The organism is Cereibacter sediminicola (assembly GCF_007668225.1).
Lineage (GTDB): Bacteria > Pseudomonadota > Alphaproteobacteria > Rhodobacterales > Rhodobacteraceae > Cereibacter_A > Cereibacter_A azotoformans.
In genome coordinates this window covers 87,657-104,745 of the sequence record NZ_VDEK01000005.1, presented here as the reverse complement: position 1 = coordinate 104,745, position 17,089 = coordinate 87,657, and the positions used below count along the sequence as shown (strand labels likewise).

General features: G+C 70.0%; 14 protein-coding genes. 7 read left to right on the top strand and 7 right to left on the bottom strand.

Going from position 1 to position 17,089, the window contains the following annotated elements; translation table 11 throughout:
• Positions 1 to 14 precede the first annotated feature (14 nt).
• Positions 15 to 1,070 carry a tyrosine-type recombinase/integrase gene (locus FG154_RS05470; protein WP_246100138.1) on the bottom strand — a complete coding sequence of 352 codons (1,056 nt, stop codon included), beginning with the start codon at positions 1,068 to 1,070 and terminating at the stop codon, positions 15 to 17.
• Between the two features lie 70 nt (positions 1,071 to 1,140).
• A complete protein-coding gene (locus FG154_RS05465) occupies positions 1,141 to 1,710 on the bottom strand; it encodes a peroxidase-related enzyme (RefSeq protein WP_145105048.1) in 570 nt (189 codons plus the stop codon).
• Between the two features lie 103 nt (positions 1,711 to 1,813).
• Here FG154_RS05465 and FG154_RS05460 point away from each other — a divergent pair, with 103 nt between their 5' ends.
• On the top strand, positions 1,814 to 2,329 hold the full coding sequence (locus tag FG154_RS05460; protein WP_145105046.1) for a DUF2478 domain-containing protein: 516 nt from the start codon (positions 1,814 to 1,816) through the stop codon (positions 2,327 to 2,329).
• 2 nt (positions 2,330 to 2,331) lie between these two features.
• On the opposite strand, the gene amaB is transcribed toward FG154_RS05460, so the two are convergent.
• The 4 genes from amaB to FG154_RS05440 all read right to left on the bottom strand — a co-directional run bounded on the left by amaB (position 2,332) and on the right by FG154_RS05440 (position 8,314).
• Entirely contained in the window at positions 2,332 to 3,816 is a 1,485-nt protein-coding gene (gene amaB, locus FG154_RS05455) for an L-piperidine-6-carboxylate dehydrogenase (protein ID WP_145105044.1), read from the bottom strand.
• The gene (locus FG154_RS05450; protein ID WP_145105042.1) at positions 3,813 to 4,847 is read right to left on the bottom strand and encodes an ACP S-malonyltransferase; all 1,035 of its coding nucleotides are present in this window, start codon (positions 4,845 to 4,847) and stop codon (positions 3,813 to 3,815) included. Before FG154_RS05450 ends, amaB begins: the two co-directional genes overlap by 4 nt.
• Complete coding sequence (locus FG154_RS05445) at positions 4,844 to 7,027, bottom strand: thiamine pyrophosphate-dependent enzyme (protein ID WP_145105040.1); 2,184 nt, start codon at positions 7,025 to 7,027, stop codon at positions 4,844 to 4,846. The genes FG154_RS05450 and FG154_RS05445 overlap by 4 nt, the downstream gene beginning before the upstream one ends.
• Before the next feature lie 75 nt (positions 7,028 to 7,102).
• Complete coding sequence (locus tag FG154_RS05440; RefSeq protein WP_145105038.1) at positions 7,103 to 8,314, bottom strand: acyl-CoA dehydrogenase; 1,212 nt, start codon at positions 8,312 to 8,314, stop codon at positions 7,103 to 7,105.
• An 80-nt stretch (positions 8,315 to 8,394) separates the two neighbouring features.
• On the opposite strand from FG154_RS05440, the gene FG154_RS05435 reads away from it, so the two are divergent.
• Complete coding sequence (locus FG154_RS05435) at positions 8,395 to 9,309, top strand: LysR family transcriptional regulator (protein WP_145105036.1); 915 nt, start codon at positions 8,395 to 8,397, stop codon at positions 9,307 to 9,309.
• Here the strand turns inward: FG154_RS05435 and nagA are convergent.
• Positions 9,281 to 10,414: an N-acetylglucosamine-6-phosphate deacetylase gene (gene nagA / locus FG154_RS05430; RefSeq protein ID WP_145105034.1), complete on the bottom strand. Its 1,134-nt coding sequence runs from the start codon at positions 10,412 to 10,414 to the stop codon at positions 9,281 to 9,283. The two genes, FG154_RS05435 and nagA, sit on opposite strands and share 29 nt — an antisense overlap.
• A 288-nt stretch (positions 10,415 to 10,702) precedes the next feature.
• On the opposite strand from nagA, the gene FG154_RS05425 reads away from it, so the two are divergent.
• From FG154_RS05425 to FG154_RS05405, 5 genes are all read left to right on the top strand, one after another.
• Positions 10,703 to 12,463, top strand: a complete 1,761-nt coding sequence (locus tag FG154_RS05425) for an AfsR/SARP family transcriptional regulator (RefSeq protein WP_425456834.1) — start codon at positions 10,703 to 10,705, stop codon at positions 12,461 to 12,463.
• 26 nt (positions 12,464 to 12,489) lie between these two features.
• Positions 12,490 to 13,416: a phosphatase PAP2 family protein gene (locus FG154_RS05420; protein WP_145105032.1), complete on the top strand. Its 927-nt coding sequence runs from the start codon at positions 12,490 to 12,492 to the stop codon at positions 13,414 to 13,416.
• A 1-nt stretch (position 13,417) separates the two neighbouring features.
• The gene (locus FG154_RS05415) at positions 13,418 to 15,073 is read left to right on the top strand and encodes a S8/S53 family peptidase (protein WP_145105030.1); all 1,656 of its coding nucleotides are present in this window, start codon (positions 13,418 to 13,420) and stop codon (positions 15,071 to 15,073) included.
• A gap of 149 nt (positions 15,074 to 15,222) precedes the next feature.
• A complete protein-coding gene (locus tag FG154_RS05410; RefSeq protein ID WP_145105028.1) occupies positions 15,223 to 16,125 on the top strand; it encodes a hypothetical protein in 903 nt (300 codons plus the stop codon).
• 75 nt (positions 16,126 to 16,200) lie between these two features.
• Positions 16,201 to 17,037 (top strand): flagellar motor protein MotB, encoded by an 837-nt coding sequence (locus FG154_RS05405; RefSeq protein WP_145105027.1) that lies wholly within the window; start codon positions 16,201 to 16,203, stop codon positions 17,035 to 17,037.
• The last annotated feature ends 52 nt before the right edge of the window (positions 17,038 to 17,089 follow it).

The window sequence follows — 17,089 nt, the reverse complement described above, 5'->3', positions numbered from 1 at the left end:
GCAAGAATATTGCGTCAGCCGAGGAGATCGGTGGCCGGATTGCCGGTGATCTCCACATCGTCGTAATACCGCTGCGCCTGCGCAACAGAACGGTGCAGCGAAAGCCGCATGGCAGCCTGAATGGGTGCCCCGTCCAGCGCGGCCTGCGTGAGAAAGCCCGAGCGCAAGCCGTGCGGGCTGGCGTGATCGGGCGGCAACCCGGCCAGCGCAAGGCGGTGGACGAGGATCGTGCGGATCGCATCCGGCGCCAGCCCCCGTGCAAGCGGCCGCCCCGCCTTCGAGATCGGCCGGAAGAGCGGCCCCTCCTCGGCGCCGAGCGCGAGCATCCAGCCCATCACCGCGCGCGCGGCCCGCCCCTTCAGCACCAGCCGCGGCGCGGTGCCCTTGGCCGTCGTCTTGGTCTCGAGCAGCCGCAGCCAGAGGGTGCCCTGCCCGGCGAAGTCGTCCGTCCCTATGTCCTCGATCCTCAGCGCGGTGATCTCGGACCGCCTGCGCCCGCCGCTGGCAAAGCCGAGCGACAGGATCGCCCGGTCGCGCAATCCGCGCATCGTGGAATCGCAGGTGGCGAGAAGCTGATCCAGCAGCGGGCGGGTGATGGGCCGCGCGCTCTTGGGCCGGCGCGGCCGGGCCGCGGCACGGCGGGCCTTGGCGCGGGCCTGCCGCACGAGGGGCGCCTCGAAGGGCGAGACGAGGTTTCGCATCCGGTGGAAGGTCTGCCAGCTCGCGATGCGCCGGTCGAGCGTGGCCGGGGCGGGGCAGTCGAGCGACCGGCGAAGCCCCGCGGCTACAAGCGCCTCGGCCACCCGCCGCCCCGGATCGTCGGCGGCCGCGAGGCCCAGATCGCGCGCGTGATCGGTCACGAAGCGGAGGGCGACCGCCTCGCTCTCGGGCCAGACCAGGGGCTGACCGAACGCCTCCTGCTTCCAGGCGGCGAGGTAGATCAGGTCCCTCTCATAGGCGCGCAGCGTGTTGGCGGGCGTGCCGCGGATGAACAGATCCGTCAGCGCGGCCTCGTCGGCGGCCGAAAGGCTCGGCACCGTGGGCGCCGGAAGGGAAGCGGGTCGCATCATGCCGGAGGCCGTGTCATACTGGCTGCACCCTAGCCCGCCACCGGCCGCCGCGGAAGCCCCGCCGGGTCGGTCAGCGGCCCATCCCGTAGAACTCGGGGTTCGCGCGCATGTCGGTCGCGTTGGCGATCCGGTTCGACATCCCGAAGAAGGCGGCGATCGCGGCGATGTCCCAGGCATCCTCGGCATCGAAACCGTGCGCGGCCAGCGCCTCGTGATCCTCTGGCCCCACCCGATGCGACGCCTGCGAGACCTTCATCGCGAAATCCAGCATGGCCCTCTGTCGCGGCGTGATCCGAGCCTTGCGGTAGTTGACCGCCACCTGATCGGCGACCAGCGGGTCCTTGGCCCGGATGCGCAGGATCGCGCCGTGGGCGATCACGCAATACTGGCAGCCGTTCGCGTTCGAAGTCGCCACCACGATCATCTCGCGCTCAGCCTTGGTGAGGTTGCCGGGCTTCTCCATCAGCGCGTCGTGATAGGCGAAGAAGGCCCGGAACTCGTCGGGCCGCCGGGCCAGCACGAGGAACACGTTCGGGACGAACCCCGATTTCTCCTGAACGGCGAGGATGCGGTCGCGGATGTCCTCGGGCAGTCCCTCGATGTCGGGAACGGGGTAGCGGCTGATCGGTTCGGCTGTCATCTGTGGTCCTCCCGGTTGGATGGTGGCACGGCTGGCACCGCGACACGAGACCCGCTTGCGCAGGATCAAGGCGGGTGACGCCGCGTCGGGGCAGAGAGGGCCGATGAACCAGAGCGACATTCCCGACGAGCGGCTTCCGATCGCCGCGCTGCCGATCCGCCCGGACACGCCCATCGACCGGCTTCTGGCCGAGGTGGTGGCCGACCTTCAGGCCGCCGGGCTGCGCATCGCGGGCTTTCTGCAACGCGACGGGGTGCGGCTCGAGGATCTGATCACCGGCGCCTCCTATCCGATCAACCAGAGCCTTGGCCCCGGCTCGAGCGGCTGCCGGCTCGACCCGCAGGGGCTGGCCGTCGCCGCCGCGGCCGCCCTCGCGGCGCTGGAGGAGGGACCGGATCTCCTCCTGATCCCGCGCTTCGGCAAGGCCGAGATGGAGGGCGAGGGGATGCGGGCGGTGATCGCGCGCGCCTGCGAGCGGGATGTGCCCGTTCTCGTCGCCGTCCGATCCAGCGCCGAGCCCGCCTGGGAGGCGTTTGCCGGTGGGCTCTCGCACTGGCTGACGGTCAAGCGCGAGGCGGTGACGGGCTGGTGCCGCACCGCCTGCGCAGAGCGCGCCTGAGGTCAGATGTCGAACCGGACCCCCTGGGCCAGCGGCAGCGCCGCCGACCAGTTGATCGTGTTCGTCTGCCGCCGCATGTAGCCGCGCCAGGCGTCCGACCCGCTCTCGCGCCCGCCGCCCGTTTCCTTCTCGCCGCCGAAGGCCCCGCCGATCTCGGCGCCCGAGGGGCCGATGTTGACGTTGGCGATGCCGCAGTCGGACCCTGCCGCCGAGACGAAGGCCTCGGCCTCGCGCAGGTTCAGCGTGAAGATGCAGGAAGACAGGCCCTGCGGCACGGCGTTCTGCAGCGCGATGGCCTCATCCAGCGTCTCGTAGCCCATGACATAAAGGATGGGCGCAAAGGTTTCTTCGCGGACGACGCCGGTCTGGGCGGGCATCTCGACCAGCGCGGGCTGGATGTAGGCGCCGCCCGGCACGCCCTCGACCACCTGGCCACCGTGGACGGTGCCGCCTTCGGCCCGCGCCCGGTCAAGCGCCGCCACCATCCGGTCGCGCGAGTCCGCGTCGATCAGCGGGCCCACGAGGGTTCCCTCTGCGCGCGGATCGCCGATCCTCAGCGAGCCGTAGGCCTTGACCAGCCGCCCCACCAGCTCTTCGCGCACCGAATGGTGCACGATCAGCCGCCGGAGCGAGGTGCAGCGTTGCCCGGCCGTGCCCACCGCCGAGAAGACGATGGCGCGCACCGCCATGTCGAGATCGGCCGAGGGCGCCACGATCATCGCGTTGTTGCCGCCCAGCTCGAGGATCGGGCGGCCGAAGCGGGCCGCCACCCTGGGCCCGACGATCCGCCCCATCCGGGTCGAGCCCGTGGCCGAGACGATCGGGATCTCGCTGGACGACACCAGCGCCTCGCCGATCTCGGGGCCTCCGATCGCCAGCTGCACCAGCCCCTCGGGCGCATCCCCGAAACGCGCCAGGGCCCGCTCGAGGATCTTCATCGAGGCGATGGCGGTCAGCGGCGTCTTTTCCGACGGCTTCCAGATCACCGGGTTGCCGCAGACCAGCGCCAGCGCCGCGTTCCACGACCAGACGGCGACCGGGAAGTTGAAGGCCGAGATGACGGCGCAGGGCCCCATCGGGTGCCACGTCTCCATCATCCGGTGGCCCGGCCGCTCGGAGGCGATCGTCAGGCCATAGAGCTGCCGCGACAGGCCCACGGCGAAGTCGCAGATGTCGATCATCTCCTGCACCTCGCCGAGGCCCTCCGAGGTGATCTTGCCCGCCTCGAGCGTGACGAGGGCGCCGAGGTCGTCCTTGGCCGCCCGCAGTTCCTCGCCCAGCAGGCGGACCAGCTCGCCGCGCCGGGGGGCGGGCACCTCGCGCCAGACGCGGAACGCCTCCTGCGCCCTGAGGATCATGCCCTCCATCGCCGCGGGATCGGTGGTGCGGACGCGGCCGATCTCGGCCCCGTCGATGGGGGACCGGACGGAGAGGCTCCCTCCCGTCGCTTCGTCCGCGATGCCGAGGGCGGTGAACAGATCTGTCATGTGGGTCCTCCTGTGACGAGCCCGCGCTGGTCCTCGCGCCCCATCGCGATGAGGAGAGGGCTCTCGGCCTGCCGGGTCTGGAAATCCTTGCGGTCCTTCATCCCGCGCCAATCGGCGAGGATCAAGCTCTGGGCGACGGCGCCGCCCAGCGTGGTGCCGGGGCCGAGCACCACGAAGGCGTCGGGCGCGAACTCGCGCGCTGCGACCGTGATGGCGCGGGTGAAGTCGTAGGGCTCCGTGACCTGATGGCCAAGCGTATAGGCCCGCAGCGCGGCCTCGTCGGTGGCCCTGGGCCACCAGACCGCGCCGCGCCCGTCGATCAGCGGCAGCCGGGGCTGGCGGAACAGCTGTCCGGGCAGCGCCGCCTGCCCGCGCGCGGCGACCGGCGCCTGAAGGGCGGTGTGGAAGGCCGCGTGATTGGCCAGCCGCATCGGAAAGCGGCCCTGCTCGGGCGGCACCTCGGCCTCGAAATCGGCCAGCCCTTCGGCATTGCCCGCCAGCACCAGCATCCCGCCGAGCGCGATGGAGAGGCCGAGGGTGCGGCCCGGGCGGGCGTCGATCTCGGCCACCTTCTCCAGCAGTTGCGCGCGGCGGTCGGGGTCGGGCCGCCAGTCCTCGCCCATCGCCGGATGGACGATCTGGCCGCCGATCAGCGCCTCCTGCATCAGCCTGCCCATCGTGTTGACGACCCGGAAGCCGTCCTCGTCCGAGAGGGCGCCGCCGCAGGCCAGCGCCGTGTACCAGCCCATCGAATTGCCGGTGACGGCCACCACCTCGACGCCCGACAGCGACAGGAAGTCCGCGTAGCTCGCCGCGTAGATCAGCGCCGAGGCGTTGTCGCCCCGGGTGTGGCGCGCGACGGAATAGCTGGCGGCCCCGTCGAGATCGGCCAGCGTCTCCTGCCCCTCGGCCCGGCGCTGGGCGTCGAACCGGGCGAAGAGCGCGGCCTTGTCGGGATGGAGCCGGCCGAGCGAGCCGAGTTCGGTCTTGGTGTAGGTGCCGCGGCCGGGGCAGACGACGACGACCCTCATGCCCGCACCAGCGCAAGCGCCGCTTCGGCGATCCCAGCGGCCGAGGGCAGGGTCGCGGCATAGGCGGGGCCGGTGGCGATGAAGCTGTCCTCGGCCGTGACGCGGGCGATGCGGGTGCGGCCCGCCTCGGCCAGCGCCGTCATCAGCGCCTCGGCCGGCCCACCGGCCGAGCGGCGGCATTCGTCCACCACGAGGACGGCGCGGCAGTCGCGCGTGGCCTCGAGCATCGCCTCGAGCGGCAGGGGAGCGAGCCAGCGCAGGTCGAGGATCCGTGCGGCCACCCCATTTTCGCGAAGCGTGAAATTCGCCTGCTGCGACAGATACATGCCGTTGCCGAAGGTCACGATGGCCAAATCCTGACCCTCGCCGTGGCACCCGATCTCGCCGAAGGGGATGCGCTGCGACGGGTCGGGATAGGTCCGCATCCAGCCCCCGTCCTTCTCCTCCGTCAGATCGCGCATCGGATAGAGCGCGATGGGTTCCAGGAAGACCACCAACCGCTGCTCCTCGCGGGCGAGCCGCACGCATTCGCGCAGCATCATCGCTGCCTCGGCCCCGTCCGAGGGGCAGGCGAGGATCAGCCCCGGAATGTCACGTAGGACGGCGATGGAATTGTCATTGTGGAAATGGCCGCCGAAGCCCTTCTGGTAGCCGAGCCCCGCGATCCGAAGGACCATCGGGTTGGTGTATTGTCCGTTCGAGAAGAAGGGCAGGGTGGCCGCCTCGCCGCGGATCTGGTCCTCGGCGTTGTGGAGATAGGCGAGGAACTGGATCTCGGGGATGGGCAGGAAGCCGTTGTGGGCCATGCCGATCCCAAGGCCGAGGATGGATTGTTCGTCGAGCAGCGTGTCGATCACCCGGTCGCAGCCGAAGCGGGTCTGGAGCTTCTGGGTCACGCCATAGACCCCGCCCTTGCGGCCCACATCCTCACCCATCAGCACGATCTCGGGGTGCGCGAGCATGAGGTCGGTGAGCGCCCAGTTGATGAGGCGGCTCATCGGCTGCGGCTCGGCCATCGCCTTGAGGTCGGCTCCGAAGGCCGCGGCGCGGGCCTCGGACGAGGGGCCGTTGGTGGGCGCGCAGGTCCGCGGCGGGGGGATCAGGCTTGCCATCACGTCAGCGGCCGCCTTCAGGCGCGGCCGGGTGACGGCTTCGGCGGCCACACGGTCCACCCGCTCCTGCGTCTCGAGATAGATCGCCAGCGCCTCATCGGGCGACAGCGCGCCCGCGTCCTCCATCAGCCGGACGGAATGGAGCAGCGGATCGTTGGCCTCCTCGGCCTCGACCTCCTCGCGGCTCATGTAGGTGGTGGGCAGGTCCGCCCCGGCATGGCCATAAAGGCGGACCGTTCCCAGATGCAGGAAGGCAGGCTTGCGGCGGCTGCGGACATAGGCCGCGGCCTCGGCCGCCACGGCGTAAGCCTCCGTAATGTCGAGCCCGTTGGCGCGGAAGTAGCGCAGGCCGGGGCGGGCGCGGAAGCTCGCCTCGATCCAGCCGCGCGGGGTCCTGGTCGAGATTCCGATGCCGTTGTCCTCGCAGACGAAGAGGAGCGGCAGCGGCACCGACTGGAAGGCGGTCCAGCCCGCGGTGTTGAAGGCGCCCTGCGCCGTGGAATGGTTGGCCGAGGCGTCGCCGAAGCTCGCCATCACCAGCGCATCCTCGGGCAGGGCGCGGTGTTCCGGCGGGCGGCGCCGGGCCAGTCCCAGCGAATAGGCGGCGCCCACCGCCTTCGGCAGGTGGCTCGCGATGGTCGAGGTCTGGGGCGGAATGGCGAGCGCCTTCGAGCCCAGCACCTTGTGGCGCCCGCCCGAGATCGGGTCCTCGGAGGAGGAGGCGAAGGACAGGAGCATGTCCCAGGCGATGCTCTGGCCGAGCTGCGCCGCGCGGGCGATCTGGAAGGCCGCGTCACGGTAATGCAGGAAGGCCATGTCGGTCGGGCGCAGCGCATGGGCGACGGCCGCCATCCCCTCGTGCCCCGAGGAGCCGATCGTGTAGAAGCCCTGCCCCGCCTTCTGCATCGCCCGGCTGGTCCGGTCGAGCGCGCGTGACAGGCACTGGCTGCGGAAGAGCGCCACCATCTCGTGCGGCGCGAGGCCCGGGGTGGGTGGGGCGCCCGCCGGCAGGTCGCGGGCCTTCACGCGGGACAGGAAATTCTCATGGACGATGAGGGAGCGGGGCATGGGGCCTTTCCGTCCGGCGGAGGCTCCGGGGAACGGTCGGAGCCTCCGGCGGGGATATTTTTGCGAGAATGAACGTCAGAAGAAGGCCTGCAGCCCGGTAATCGCGCGGCCGAGGATGAGGGCATGGACGTCGTGGGTGCCCTCGTAGGTGTTCACCGTCTCGAGGTTCGCCATGTGGCGCATGACGTGGAAATCCTCCTGGATGCCGTTGCCGCCGTGCATGTCGCGGGCGTGGCGCGCGGCCTCGAGCGCCTTGCCGCAGTTGTTGCGCTTAACGATCGAGATCATCTCGGGCGCGGCGTTGGCCTCGTCGAGGAGGCGGCCGACGCGGAGGCTGGCCTGCGCCCCCAGCGCGATGTCGGTCATCATGTTGGCGAGCTTGAGCTGGTAGAGCTGGGTCTGGGCCAGCGGGCGGCCGAATTGCCGGCGGTCGAGGCCATACTGGCGCGCGGCATGGAGGCAGGCCTCGGCCGCGCCGAGCACGCCCCAGCTGATGCCGTAGCGGGCGCGGTTGAGGCAGCCGAACGGGCCCTTGAGCCCTTCGACACCGGGCAGGAGGGCCTCCTCGCCGACCTCGACCGCATCCATCACGATCTCGCCGGTGATCGAGGCGCGCAAGGAGAGCTTGCCGCCGATCCTGGGTGCCGAGAGGCCCTTCATCCCCTTCTCGAGCACGAAGCCGCGGATCTTGCCGCCGTGCGCCTCGGACTTGGCCCAGACGACGAAGACATCGGCGATGGGGGCGTTCGAGATCCACATCTTCGAGCCGTGCAGGACGTAGCCCGTGGCGGTCTTGCGGGCCGTGGTCTTCATGCCGGCAGGATCGGAACCTGCGTCAGGCTCGGTCAGGCCGAAGCAGCCGATGAGCGCGCCCGTCGCGAGACCGGGCAGATAGCGGCGGCGCTGTTCTTCGGACCCGTAAGCGTAGATCGGATACATCACGAGCGAGGATTGCACCGACATCATCGAGCGGTAACCGGAATCCACCCGCTCGATCTCGCGCGCGATGAGGCCGTAGGAGACGTAGGAGGCGCCGAGCCCGCCGTACTCCTCGGGCACTGTGGCGCCGAGCAGGCCCATCTCGCCCATCTCGCGGAAGATGGCGGGATCGGTCTGTTCCTCGCGGTAGGCGGCGGTCACGCGCGGCATCAGCCGCTCTTGTGCGTAGGCGCGGGCGCCGTCGCGGAGCATCCGCTCTTCTTCCGAAAGCTGAAGCTCCATGCGGAAGGGGTCCTCCCAGTCGAAGCGGCCGAGATCGGGGGCATCCTTGGCCTTCAGGTCCTTCATGGCGTCCTCCGGAGATATGCGGTTTGCGGGCAGATACCGCTTCATGCCGGCCGAGGATAACGCTAATTTCGCCGGAGTTCATGCAGGGAGTGCATCAAGTGGCTTTTGCGCGGCGCTACCTGCCCCCGGTGGGGCAGCTTGCGGCCTTCGAGGCGGTGACGCGGACGGGCTCGACCGCGGCGGCCGCGCGCGAGCTGGATCTGACGCAGGGCACGGTGAGCCGGCTGGTGCAGGGGCTCGAGGAGCAGCTGGGCGTGGCGCTTTTCCAGCGGCAGCGGAAGCGGCTGAAGCCCACGCAGGCGGCGCTGGCCTATGCGGCCGAGGTGCGGCGCGCGCTCGACATCATCGGGCGGGCCTCGCTGCGGCTGGCCTCGGACCCGGACGGCGGGGTTCTGTCGCTGGCGATCCTGCCGACCTTCGGGACGCACTGGCTGGCTCCGCGTCTGCCGGGGTTTCTGAGGGCGCATCCGGGGGTGACGATCAACCTCGCCACCCGGCTGAAGCCGTTCGAGTTCGAGGGCGAGGAGTTCGACGCCGCGATCCACTTCGGCAGCCCGACCTGGCCGAGGGCCGGGCACATGCGGCTCTTTGGCGAGGGGGTGGTGGCGGTCGCGGCGCCGGAGTTCCTTGCCGCGCATCCCGTGGCGGGGGCTGCGGACCTGCTGGGCCTGCCGCTTCTGACGCTCGAGACGCGGCCGCGGGGATGGACGGGGTGGTTTGCGCATCATGGGGTGACGGCGGCGGTGCCGCGCGGGATGGTGTTCGACCAGTTCGCCACCATGATGCAGGCGGCGATCCACGGGATCGGCGTGGCGCTCCTGCCGGAGTTCCTGGCCGGACCGGCGCTGGCCGAGGGGGTGCTCGCGCCGGCCTTCGGTGGGGCGGTCGAGGGGCGGCACGCCTACTGGCTGGTCTGGCCCGAGGACCGCGGAGACCACCCGCCGCTTGCCGCCTTCCGGGACTGGCTCAGGGTCGAGACGGAAGCTCTCGCCTGACGCCGGCGCGCCAGATGCCGGTGGGGCGCAGGTCGGGCGTGAGGAGCACGAGGTCGGCGGGCGTGCCGGGCGCGATACGGCCGAGATCGGGGCGGCCGATCGCGCGGGCCGGGGCCGAGGTCGCCATGGTCAGCGCGCGCTCGATGGGGGCGCCGAAGCGCAACAGGTTGCGGATCGCGGCGGGCAGCGTCAGGTCGGCGCCGGCGAGCGTGCCGGAGGCGAGCGTGAGCTGGCCGTCGCGGCGGAGGATGCGCCGGCCGTTGAGCTCGAACTCGTCGAGGTCGGTGCCCGCCACCGCCATGCAGTCCGAGACGAGGAAGAGCCCCTCGGGCTTGGCGGCAAGCGCGATGCGGATCACCTCGGGGGCCACATGGCGGCCGTCGGCAATGAGGCCCGTGGGCACCGCCGAGGTGAGGGCCGCGCCCGGCAGACCGGGCGCGCGGTGGCCGAGGGCGCTCATGGCGTTGAACAGGTGGGTGACGCAGGAGGCGCCCGCGGCGAAGGCGGCACGCGCCTCGGCCATCGTGCAGTCGGTGTGTCCGAGACTCACGACGATGCCCGCCGCGGCGAGGGCTGCGATCTGCCGCGCGCTGGCCGCAGCCGGCGAGAGGGTCAGCATGAGCCGGGGCAGGGTTCGGGCCGCGGCGAGGTAGAGTGCGAGGTCCGCCTCTTCCATCGGGCGGATGAGGCTGCCGTCGTGCGCGCCCTTCCGTGCAGGATCGAGGTGCGGCCCCTCCAGATGGAGGCCAAGGAGGCCGGGCGTGCCGGCTGCGTCCCGTGCGGCCCCGATGACGCGCGCGACGGCTTCGGGCCGGTCGGTGATGAGCGTGGGAAGGACATGAAGGACGCCCAGAGCCTCCTGGCTGTCGCAGATCCGGGCGAAGGTTGCAGGAGTGGCCGTGCCGTCGAGCGTGACGCCACCGCTGCCATTCACCTGAAGGTCGATCAGGCCGGGGGCGAGGATGCCCTCGATCTCCTCGACCGGCCCGCCCGCCACCGCGCCCGGCGGAAGGATCTCGACCACCTTGCCCTCGCGCAGCACGAGCGCGCCCTCGCGGAAGGAGAACCCGTCGAAGATCCTGGCGCCGCGGAGGATCAGGGGCATGGGGTTCCCTTTCGAAATCAGGATTGGCGGGCGCGCGGCCGTCTTTGACGTTCGCTTGACGCCTCGATCACGCGCAGGGGCTAAGGATCGTTTCCGAAGTCGTCAAGGAGGGACGGGATGTTGTCCTGTGCCATCGCGGCCGCCGCTCGTCGGCCCGCGCCGGTCATTCGCGTTACTGCTTTACCCGAGCCCGTCCCTCGGTCACTCTGTCGTGATCGGACGGATGCCGGGGCTCCGTCCTGCGGAGTGGTGGTTGACCGGATGACGGGCGTGCCTCCTGCCTTGCGGATGTATCTCTTCGGGCCCTTCACCCTGCTGGGGCCCGAAGGCGAGGAGCTGACTCCGAAATCCCGCAAGTCACGAGCGATCCTTGCCATGCTGGCGGTGGCACCCCGTGGCTCGCGCTCGCGCGTGTGGCTGCGGGACAAGCTCTGGAGCGATCGTGGCGAGGATCAGGCTTCCGCGAGCCTTCGGCAGGCGCTGCTCGATATCCGCAAGTCACTGGGGCCGCGCGCGGCCCATGTGCTGACGGCCGACAAGAACACCGTCTCGCTCGATCTGGCGGCGGTGTCGGTCGATGCGCTCGAGTTCGCCTCGCGCGAGCGGCGGGGAGAGGAGGCGGGCACGACCGAACATTTCCTCGAGGGGATCGACGTGCGCGATCCCGAGTTCGAGGACTGGCTGTCGCTCGAACGGCAGAGCTGGTTCGCCCGGCTGGAGGAGGCGGGATTCGAGGCTGACCTTGCCCCGCGGCCCGCGCCGTCCGAGGCGCGCCGCGAGGCCTCGCAGGCCGTGCCGCGCACCTCGCCCCCGGCGATGCCGCAGGTGCCGCCGCAGGGTCTGCTCCGGCAGGAGGATGAGGCGGGCTGGCGCGTGGCGATGATGCCCCCCGTCATCCTCGGCGGTGATCCCGCGGCGGCAGTGCTGCAGGCCGACGTGCAGCGTGCGTTGCGCCGCGCGCTGATGGAGACCGGCGACCTGCGCCTCGTGGAGATGGGGCCCCTGGGGTTCGGCGAAACCGGCCTGGCCGGAGGCGCGCTTGCGGCACGGCTGCCCGAGCTGATCCACCTGAGCGTTCAGGTCCGTGTCCTGGCGGACGTCAGCTATTTCCGTCTCGGGATCGTGCTGCAGAACCCGGCGGACAACGGGCTGGTCTGGGCCGACGAGATGGTGGTGCCCCGCCGGGAAGTGGCCACCGAGGCGAGTTTCGTCATGCCGCTGATCGTGCGCGCCACGGAGGAGGCCATGCTGTATTTCCTCCGCCGGCAGGGAGGAGAGGCGGCCGAGGCCGACGGCCGCATCGCCGCCGCGGTGGCCTCGATGTTCCGGCTGGCGCGCGGTGATCTGGACCGTTCGGAACAGATCCTGCGCCGGCATCTCGACCGGACGCCCACCGCGCAGGGTTACGCCTGGCTGGCCTTCCTGAACACCTTCCGCGTGGGCCAGCGGTTCAACCCCGCCGACGCGCCGCTGATCGAGGAGACGCAGCACCTCGCCCGCCGGGCACTTGCGCTCGAGCCGAACAACGCGCTGGTGTCGGCGCTGGTCGGCCACATCCACTCCTACCTGTTCGGCGAATTCGACTATGCCGCGGCGCTGTTCGAGCAGTCCTTGCGGGTCAATCCGGCGCAGACGCTGGCGTGGGATCTGTATGCCATGCTGCACGCCTATGCGGGTCAGCCGAAGCGGGCGCTGGCCATGGCGCGCTGGGCGCGGCATCTGGGGGCCTTCAGCCCGCACCGCTACTATTTCGAGACGACGCGCGCGATCACCGGCAACTTCTCGGGCGATCACCGGACAGCCATTGACGCCGGCCAGTCGGCGCTGGCCGAACGGCCGGACTTCAACTCGTTGCTGCGGGTGCTTGTCTCCTCGAACGCCCATCTCGACCGGCCCGACGAGGCGCGGCTGTTCCTTGAGCGGCTGTTGCAGGTCGAGCCGAACTTCTCGATCGCCTCGTTGCGCGAGGCGGGCTACCCCGGCCTCGACACCGAGGGAGGACGGCATTTCCTGGACGGGCTGATGAAGGCCGGCGTGCGCAGGCACTGAACCGAACATCTTGCGGAGGATGAGGGATGTGTGAACCCGGAGGAGGGGGCGTGGCGGCCTTTCTGAACCGCCATCCCTATGAAGTGAACGCCGAGCGCGTGCTGCCGCTGGACGGTGGGCCCGCGCATCCGGTGGGGGCCGACGGCTCGGCCGTGGGCGATGTGCCGATGGGAGGGGCCGCATTGTCGGCCCTGAACAAGTCGGTGCGGAACAAGTCCTCGCTGAACAAGAACAAGAATAAAAACAAGAACAAGAACAAGATGGCGGGGGCCGGCGGCGGGGGAGCTGCGCTCTCCAGCCTCATGCCCGCACTGGAGTTGCGGCGCCTGCATCAGCTGCCCGAAGCCGACCCCTTCACGGTGGCGCGGCGCTTCGTGTGGGAATGTCTCGACATCTGCCTTCCACCGGGGCCCGACTTCACACGGCTCGAGACGGCCGTGCTGCTTGCCATGCAGACCCGCGACGCCGAGCGGATGCGGCGGCTGCCCGACATCGAGGCGCAGGCCGCCTTTTCGGTCGAGGAGTTCCTGCGCCCGCTCGGCATCTCGGAGGTGGCGGGATACGAGGCGACCGAGGGGCTGTTCCTGAACATCCTGCAGGCCACGGAATATGTCGGGCTGCTCTACAAGGGCCGGATCGACCGCGACCGGCCGAATGTGGTCGAGCCCCGCCTGCGGCCGCTGCTGTCGGTGCCCGCGCACCAGAGCTTCCCCTCGAACCACGCCTTCCAGGCCCATTCGATCGTGTTCGCCTTCAACGCGATCCTGCCCGAGCATCCGGCCACCGAGGAACTGCAGCGCATCGCCCAGAACGTGGCCGAGAACCGGGAGTGGGCGGGGCTGCACTATCCGTCGGACACGCAGGCGGGAAAGGAGCTGGCACGCCGCTTCGCGCCCTACCTGCGCGATGCCTTTGCCGCCGGCTTCCTCGCGGCCCAGTCGGAGTGGCATTGACATGGAACGGCAGACGATGACCCGCCCGGTTGCGCCCCGCTATTACTGGCTCTGGCACCTTGCGGCGCTGAAGGTGATAAACGCGGACTTTGGCCCGGTGATGGACCCGCTCCCGCCGCTCTCGGAGAGTGCGCTGCGCGAAGTGCCCGCGCCCCGGATCCGCTCGACGGTCTGGGACCGGATCAAGGGCGGCACGGCGACGGTGGCCCTGATCGATACGGGCGTCAGCCGCACCCACCCAAATCTCGCAAGCCGCGTCGATGCCGACCGCTCGATCGACTTCACGACCCATCGGTACGGCGCGCAGAGCGTTGCCCTGGGGCAGGCCACGCCCTGGACGCGCGAAGGGCGGCGGGCCTTCTTCCGGGATCTGGATCTTGACGGGCTGCATCCGCTGCAGCTCTCGTCCCACGAGCAGGATTTCCTTGAGGCCCTGGTTGAGGATCTGCGCCAGTCGCGGGGTGTGACACGCCCGTTGTCCGATGGCGACGAGAGCTTTTCGGCGCATGGCACCGCCTGTGCCGGACTGATCGTCGGCGAGCCTGCGGCGGTGGCGCCGGGTTCGGCCGAGCCGCTTCCGCCTGAACAGGCCTTTCCGCATGGTGAGCCCAGTCCGAATGGCAATCTGCTGCCCTATTTCGGGGTGGACCCCTTCTCGCGCCTGATCTCGATCCGCACCTCGTTCGAGAGCGATCCCTACCAGTACATCAACGCCTTTCTCTATGCCTGGCAGCACAAGGTCGATGTGATCGTGCTGCCGCGCGGCCTGCCCGACCCGGTGCGCGGCCCGCTGCGGCCGAAGGAGGATCTGAAGGCCGACCTCGAGACCTGGAAGAGCCGTCATGCGGCCGACCTGTTCGCAAGGCTGGAGGTGCTTGGGAACGGGGTGGGCGATCCCTTCGCGGCGCAGCCGGGGTTTCAGCCCGACCGGCCGTGGAAGATCCTCAGCCATCTGATGCAGGCCATCTCGTGCCACATTCCGGTGATCTGTGCCGCGGGGAACGACGGCGAGAGCCAGCTGATCTATCCGGCCAGTCTGGCCGACGATTCGAACGGCATCATGGCCATTGGCGCCGTGACGGCCGAGGGGCTGCGAGCGGGCTATTCCAGTTACGGCGAGCGGCTGACGCTGGTGGCGCCTGCGGACGACTACCCCGTCTACAACCGGCACCAGATGCGGTTGAACCGGTTCGACCCGCTGATCGCGCTGCACGATCATTCCGTGGGCGCCGGCAAGGAGCATGTCTTCTGCCCGTTCGCACTGGTGACGACCGACCTTCCCGGCGTCTTCGGCTATGAGAGCGGCTCTCGACCCTGGTCCTCGGTCATGCCTGCCCAGGGCAATCCGGGGCTGGGCGGGGGCTACTACACCGCCTTCGGGGGCACATCCGGGGCCTCCGCGCTGATCGGCGGGCTGGTGGCCCTGGTGCAGCGCGCGCGGCGGGCTGCAGGCAAGGCCCCGCTCGACGGATTGCAGATCAAGCGGCTGCTCGTCCGATGCTCCTCGACCGCGTCCGTGGTCGAGCCGGGTTGCCGTCCCCTCACGCCCGACACGATGAACGCCGACGACGAGCATCACCTCGGGCATGCCGCCTTCTTCGGCGCCGGCCTGCCGGACGCGGGCGCCCTCGTGAGGGCCGCCCTTGCGGAGACCTAGCCGGACAGGCCGCGGTTTTGTCGCACGAACGGAGCGGCGATTTCGGGGCGGATCATTGATCTGGCGGTTTGACGCATGTTTGACGTGTCCGTTACGGTGAAGTCACACCGTCGGAGGCAAGCTGACCGCAGAGAAACAGGGAGCAAGCCATGTCTGCCACAGTGACATCGTCGTGCCGAGTGCGTGTAACTCTCCTGTCCGCGCCGCAGCGGTCCTCCATTGCGGCCGGCCTTCTGGTGCAGCATCTGGGCCTGGACCGTTCCCTCGCCAGCCGCCTGCTGGCCCGCGAGGGCGGCGTGCTGGCCGAGTCGGTGCCCGTTGCGCAGGCAGAGCGGCTGGGGCCGCTGCTCGACGCGCTGGGCGTGAAGGTGCGGCTGGATCCCGTGGGCGCTCCCGACGTTCCGGCGATGGTCGAGCTGGCGATCCAGCCGGTCCGCCGCCCGTCCGAGGGCACCGTCGCGCGGGTCGCGGCGCATCTGCGCCGGCCCTGCCCCGAGGTGCGCGAGGCGCTGACCGATTGCCAGGGGCTGGTGCTCAGCCTTTGCCGCCGCGAGGCCGAGGCCCTGCGCCAGGCCTTCCGCCGTGACCGGAGCCTGCGCATCGTCCTCTCGAACCCCTATGCCGCAAGGTTCGACCTGTTCCTGAGGCCGGAGCGCGCCCTGAGCCCCGGCCTCTCGCGGTTGCTGCGCCGGCTGGGGCTTTCGCCTTGCCCGTTCAGCGGTGCGGTCGGTGCCGCCCTGGACACGCGGACGGCCCGGCTGGTGACGGCCCGGCACGGCGACATCGTCGAGGCCCTGAACCGCGACTTTCAGCGATTTGACCTGTTTCTTGCCGGTGGGGGCGGTCTGGCGCGGCCGGACCTGGCGGATTTCCTTGCCAGCCGGGCCCGGATCGAACGGGCCCGGCTTTCGGCCGCGGCCGGGCTGCACAACATCCGGCTCGAGGCAGGGCTCAGCCGGGCCGCCGCGCGGCGCTTCCACGCCGATTACGCCACCATCGGCCTTGACACGCGGATCGCGCTGGCCTGCCGGCCTTCTCCGTTGAACGATTAAAATCCCGCCGGTTAAGGCGCCATTCATCCGACGCCTCTAGTCTCGGACCCGGGTGTGTAGGAACGGGTGGACGGAATGGCCGGGCAGTCAAATGCTGCGCCAGTCGTCATCAAACGGAAGAAGGTCGTGCAGGGCGGCGGGCATCATGGCGGTGCCTGGAAGGTTGCCTATGCCGACTTCGTGACGGCCATGATGGCCTTCTTCCTTTTGATGTGGCTGCTGAACGCGACGACGGAAAAACAGCGCAAGGGTCTGGCGGATTACTTCAATCCGACAATTCCGATGAACCGGGTCTCTGGTGGGGGCGACGGGGCCTTTGGCGGCGATTCCGTCTTTCACGACCGGACGATGACCCAGACGGGCACCGGCGCCGTGGACGAACGCGCCACGGCTGAGAACAAGGCCCGCGGCGAACGCGGAGAGACGGGCGAAGCCGCGGAAGAGCAGGCGCGTCTCGAAGGGGTCGAGAAGCTGCTCAAGGCGCGCACCGGCGAAAGCATGACGATGGAGCGCCTCTTGCGCCATATCGTGACGCGGATCACCGACGAGGGACTCGTGATCGAGATCTTCGACCTGCCGGACGTGCCGCTGTTCTTTGGCGATACCGACCAGCCCGAGCCGATCCTGCCGCAGATCGCGCGACTTCTGGCCGAGGTTCTGCCGATCACCACCAACAGGATCGCGGTGAGCGGCCATGTGCGGAGCTATCCGATCACCCTCATCCGCAACCCCGCCTGGGACCTCTCGGCGGTCCGGGCCCAGCGGATGCGGGAACTGATCGAATCGGCGGGACTCCCGGGTGAACGGACGCAAAGGATTTCGGGCTTCGCGGATCGCAAGCCCGCCACGCCTGATCCCACGGCGGTCCGAAACAATCGACTTGAAGTAATTCTCCTCAGAAAGGACCGGTAAGCGCCTCGGTCGGGCGCTGATGTTAGCGCGGTGTTAAGGCGCCGCGCGCAGT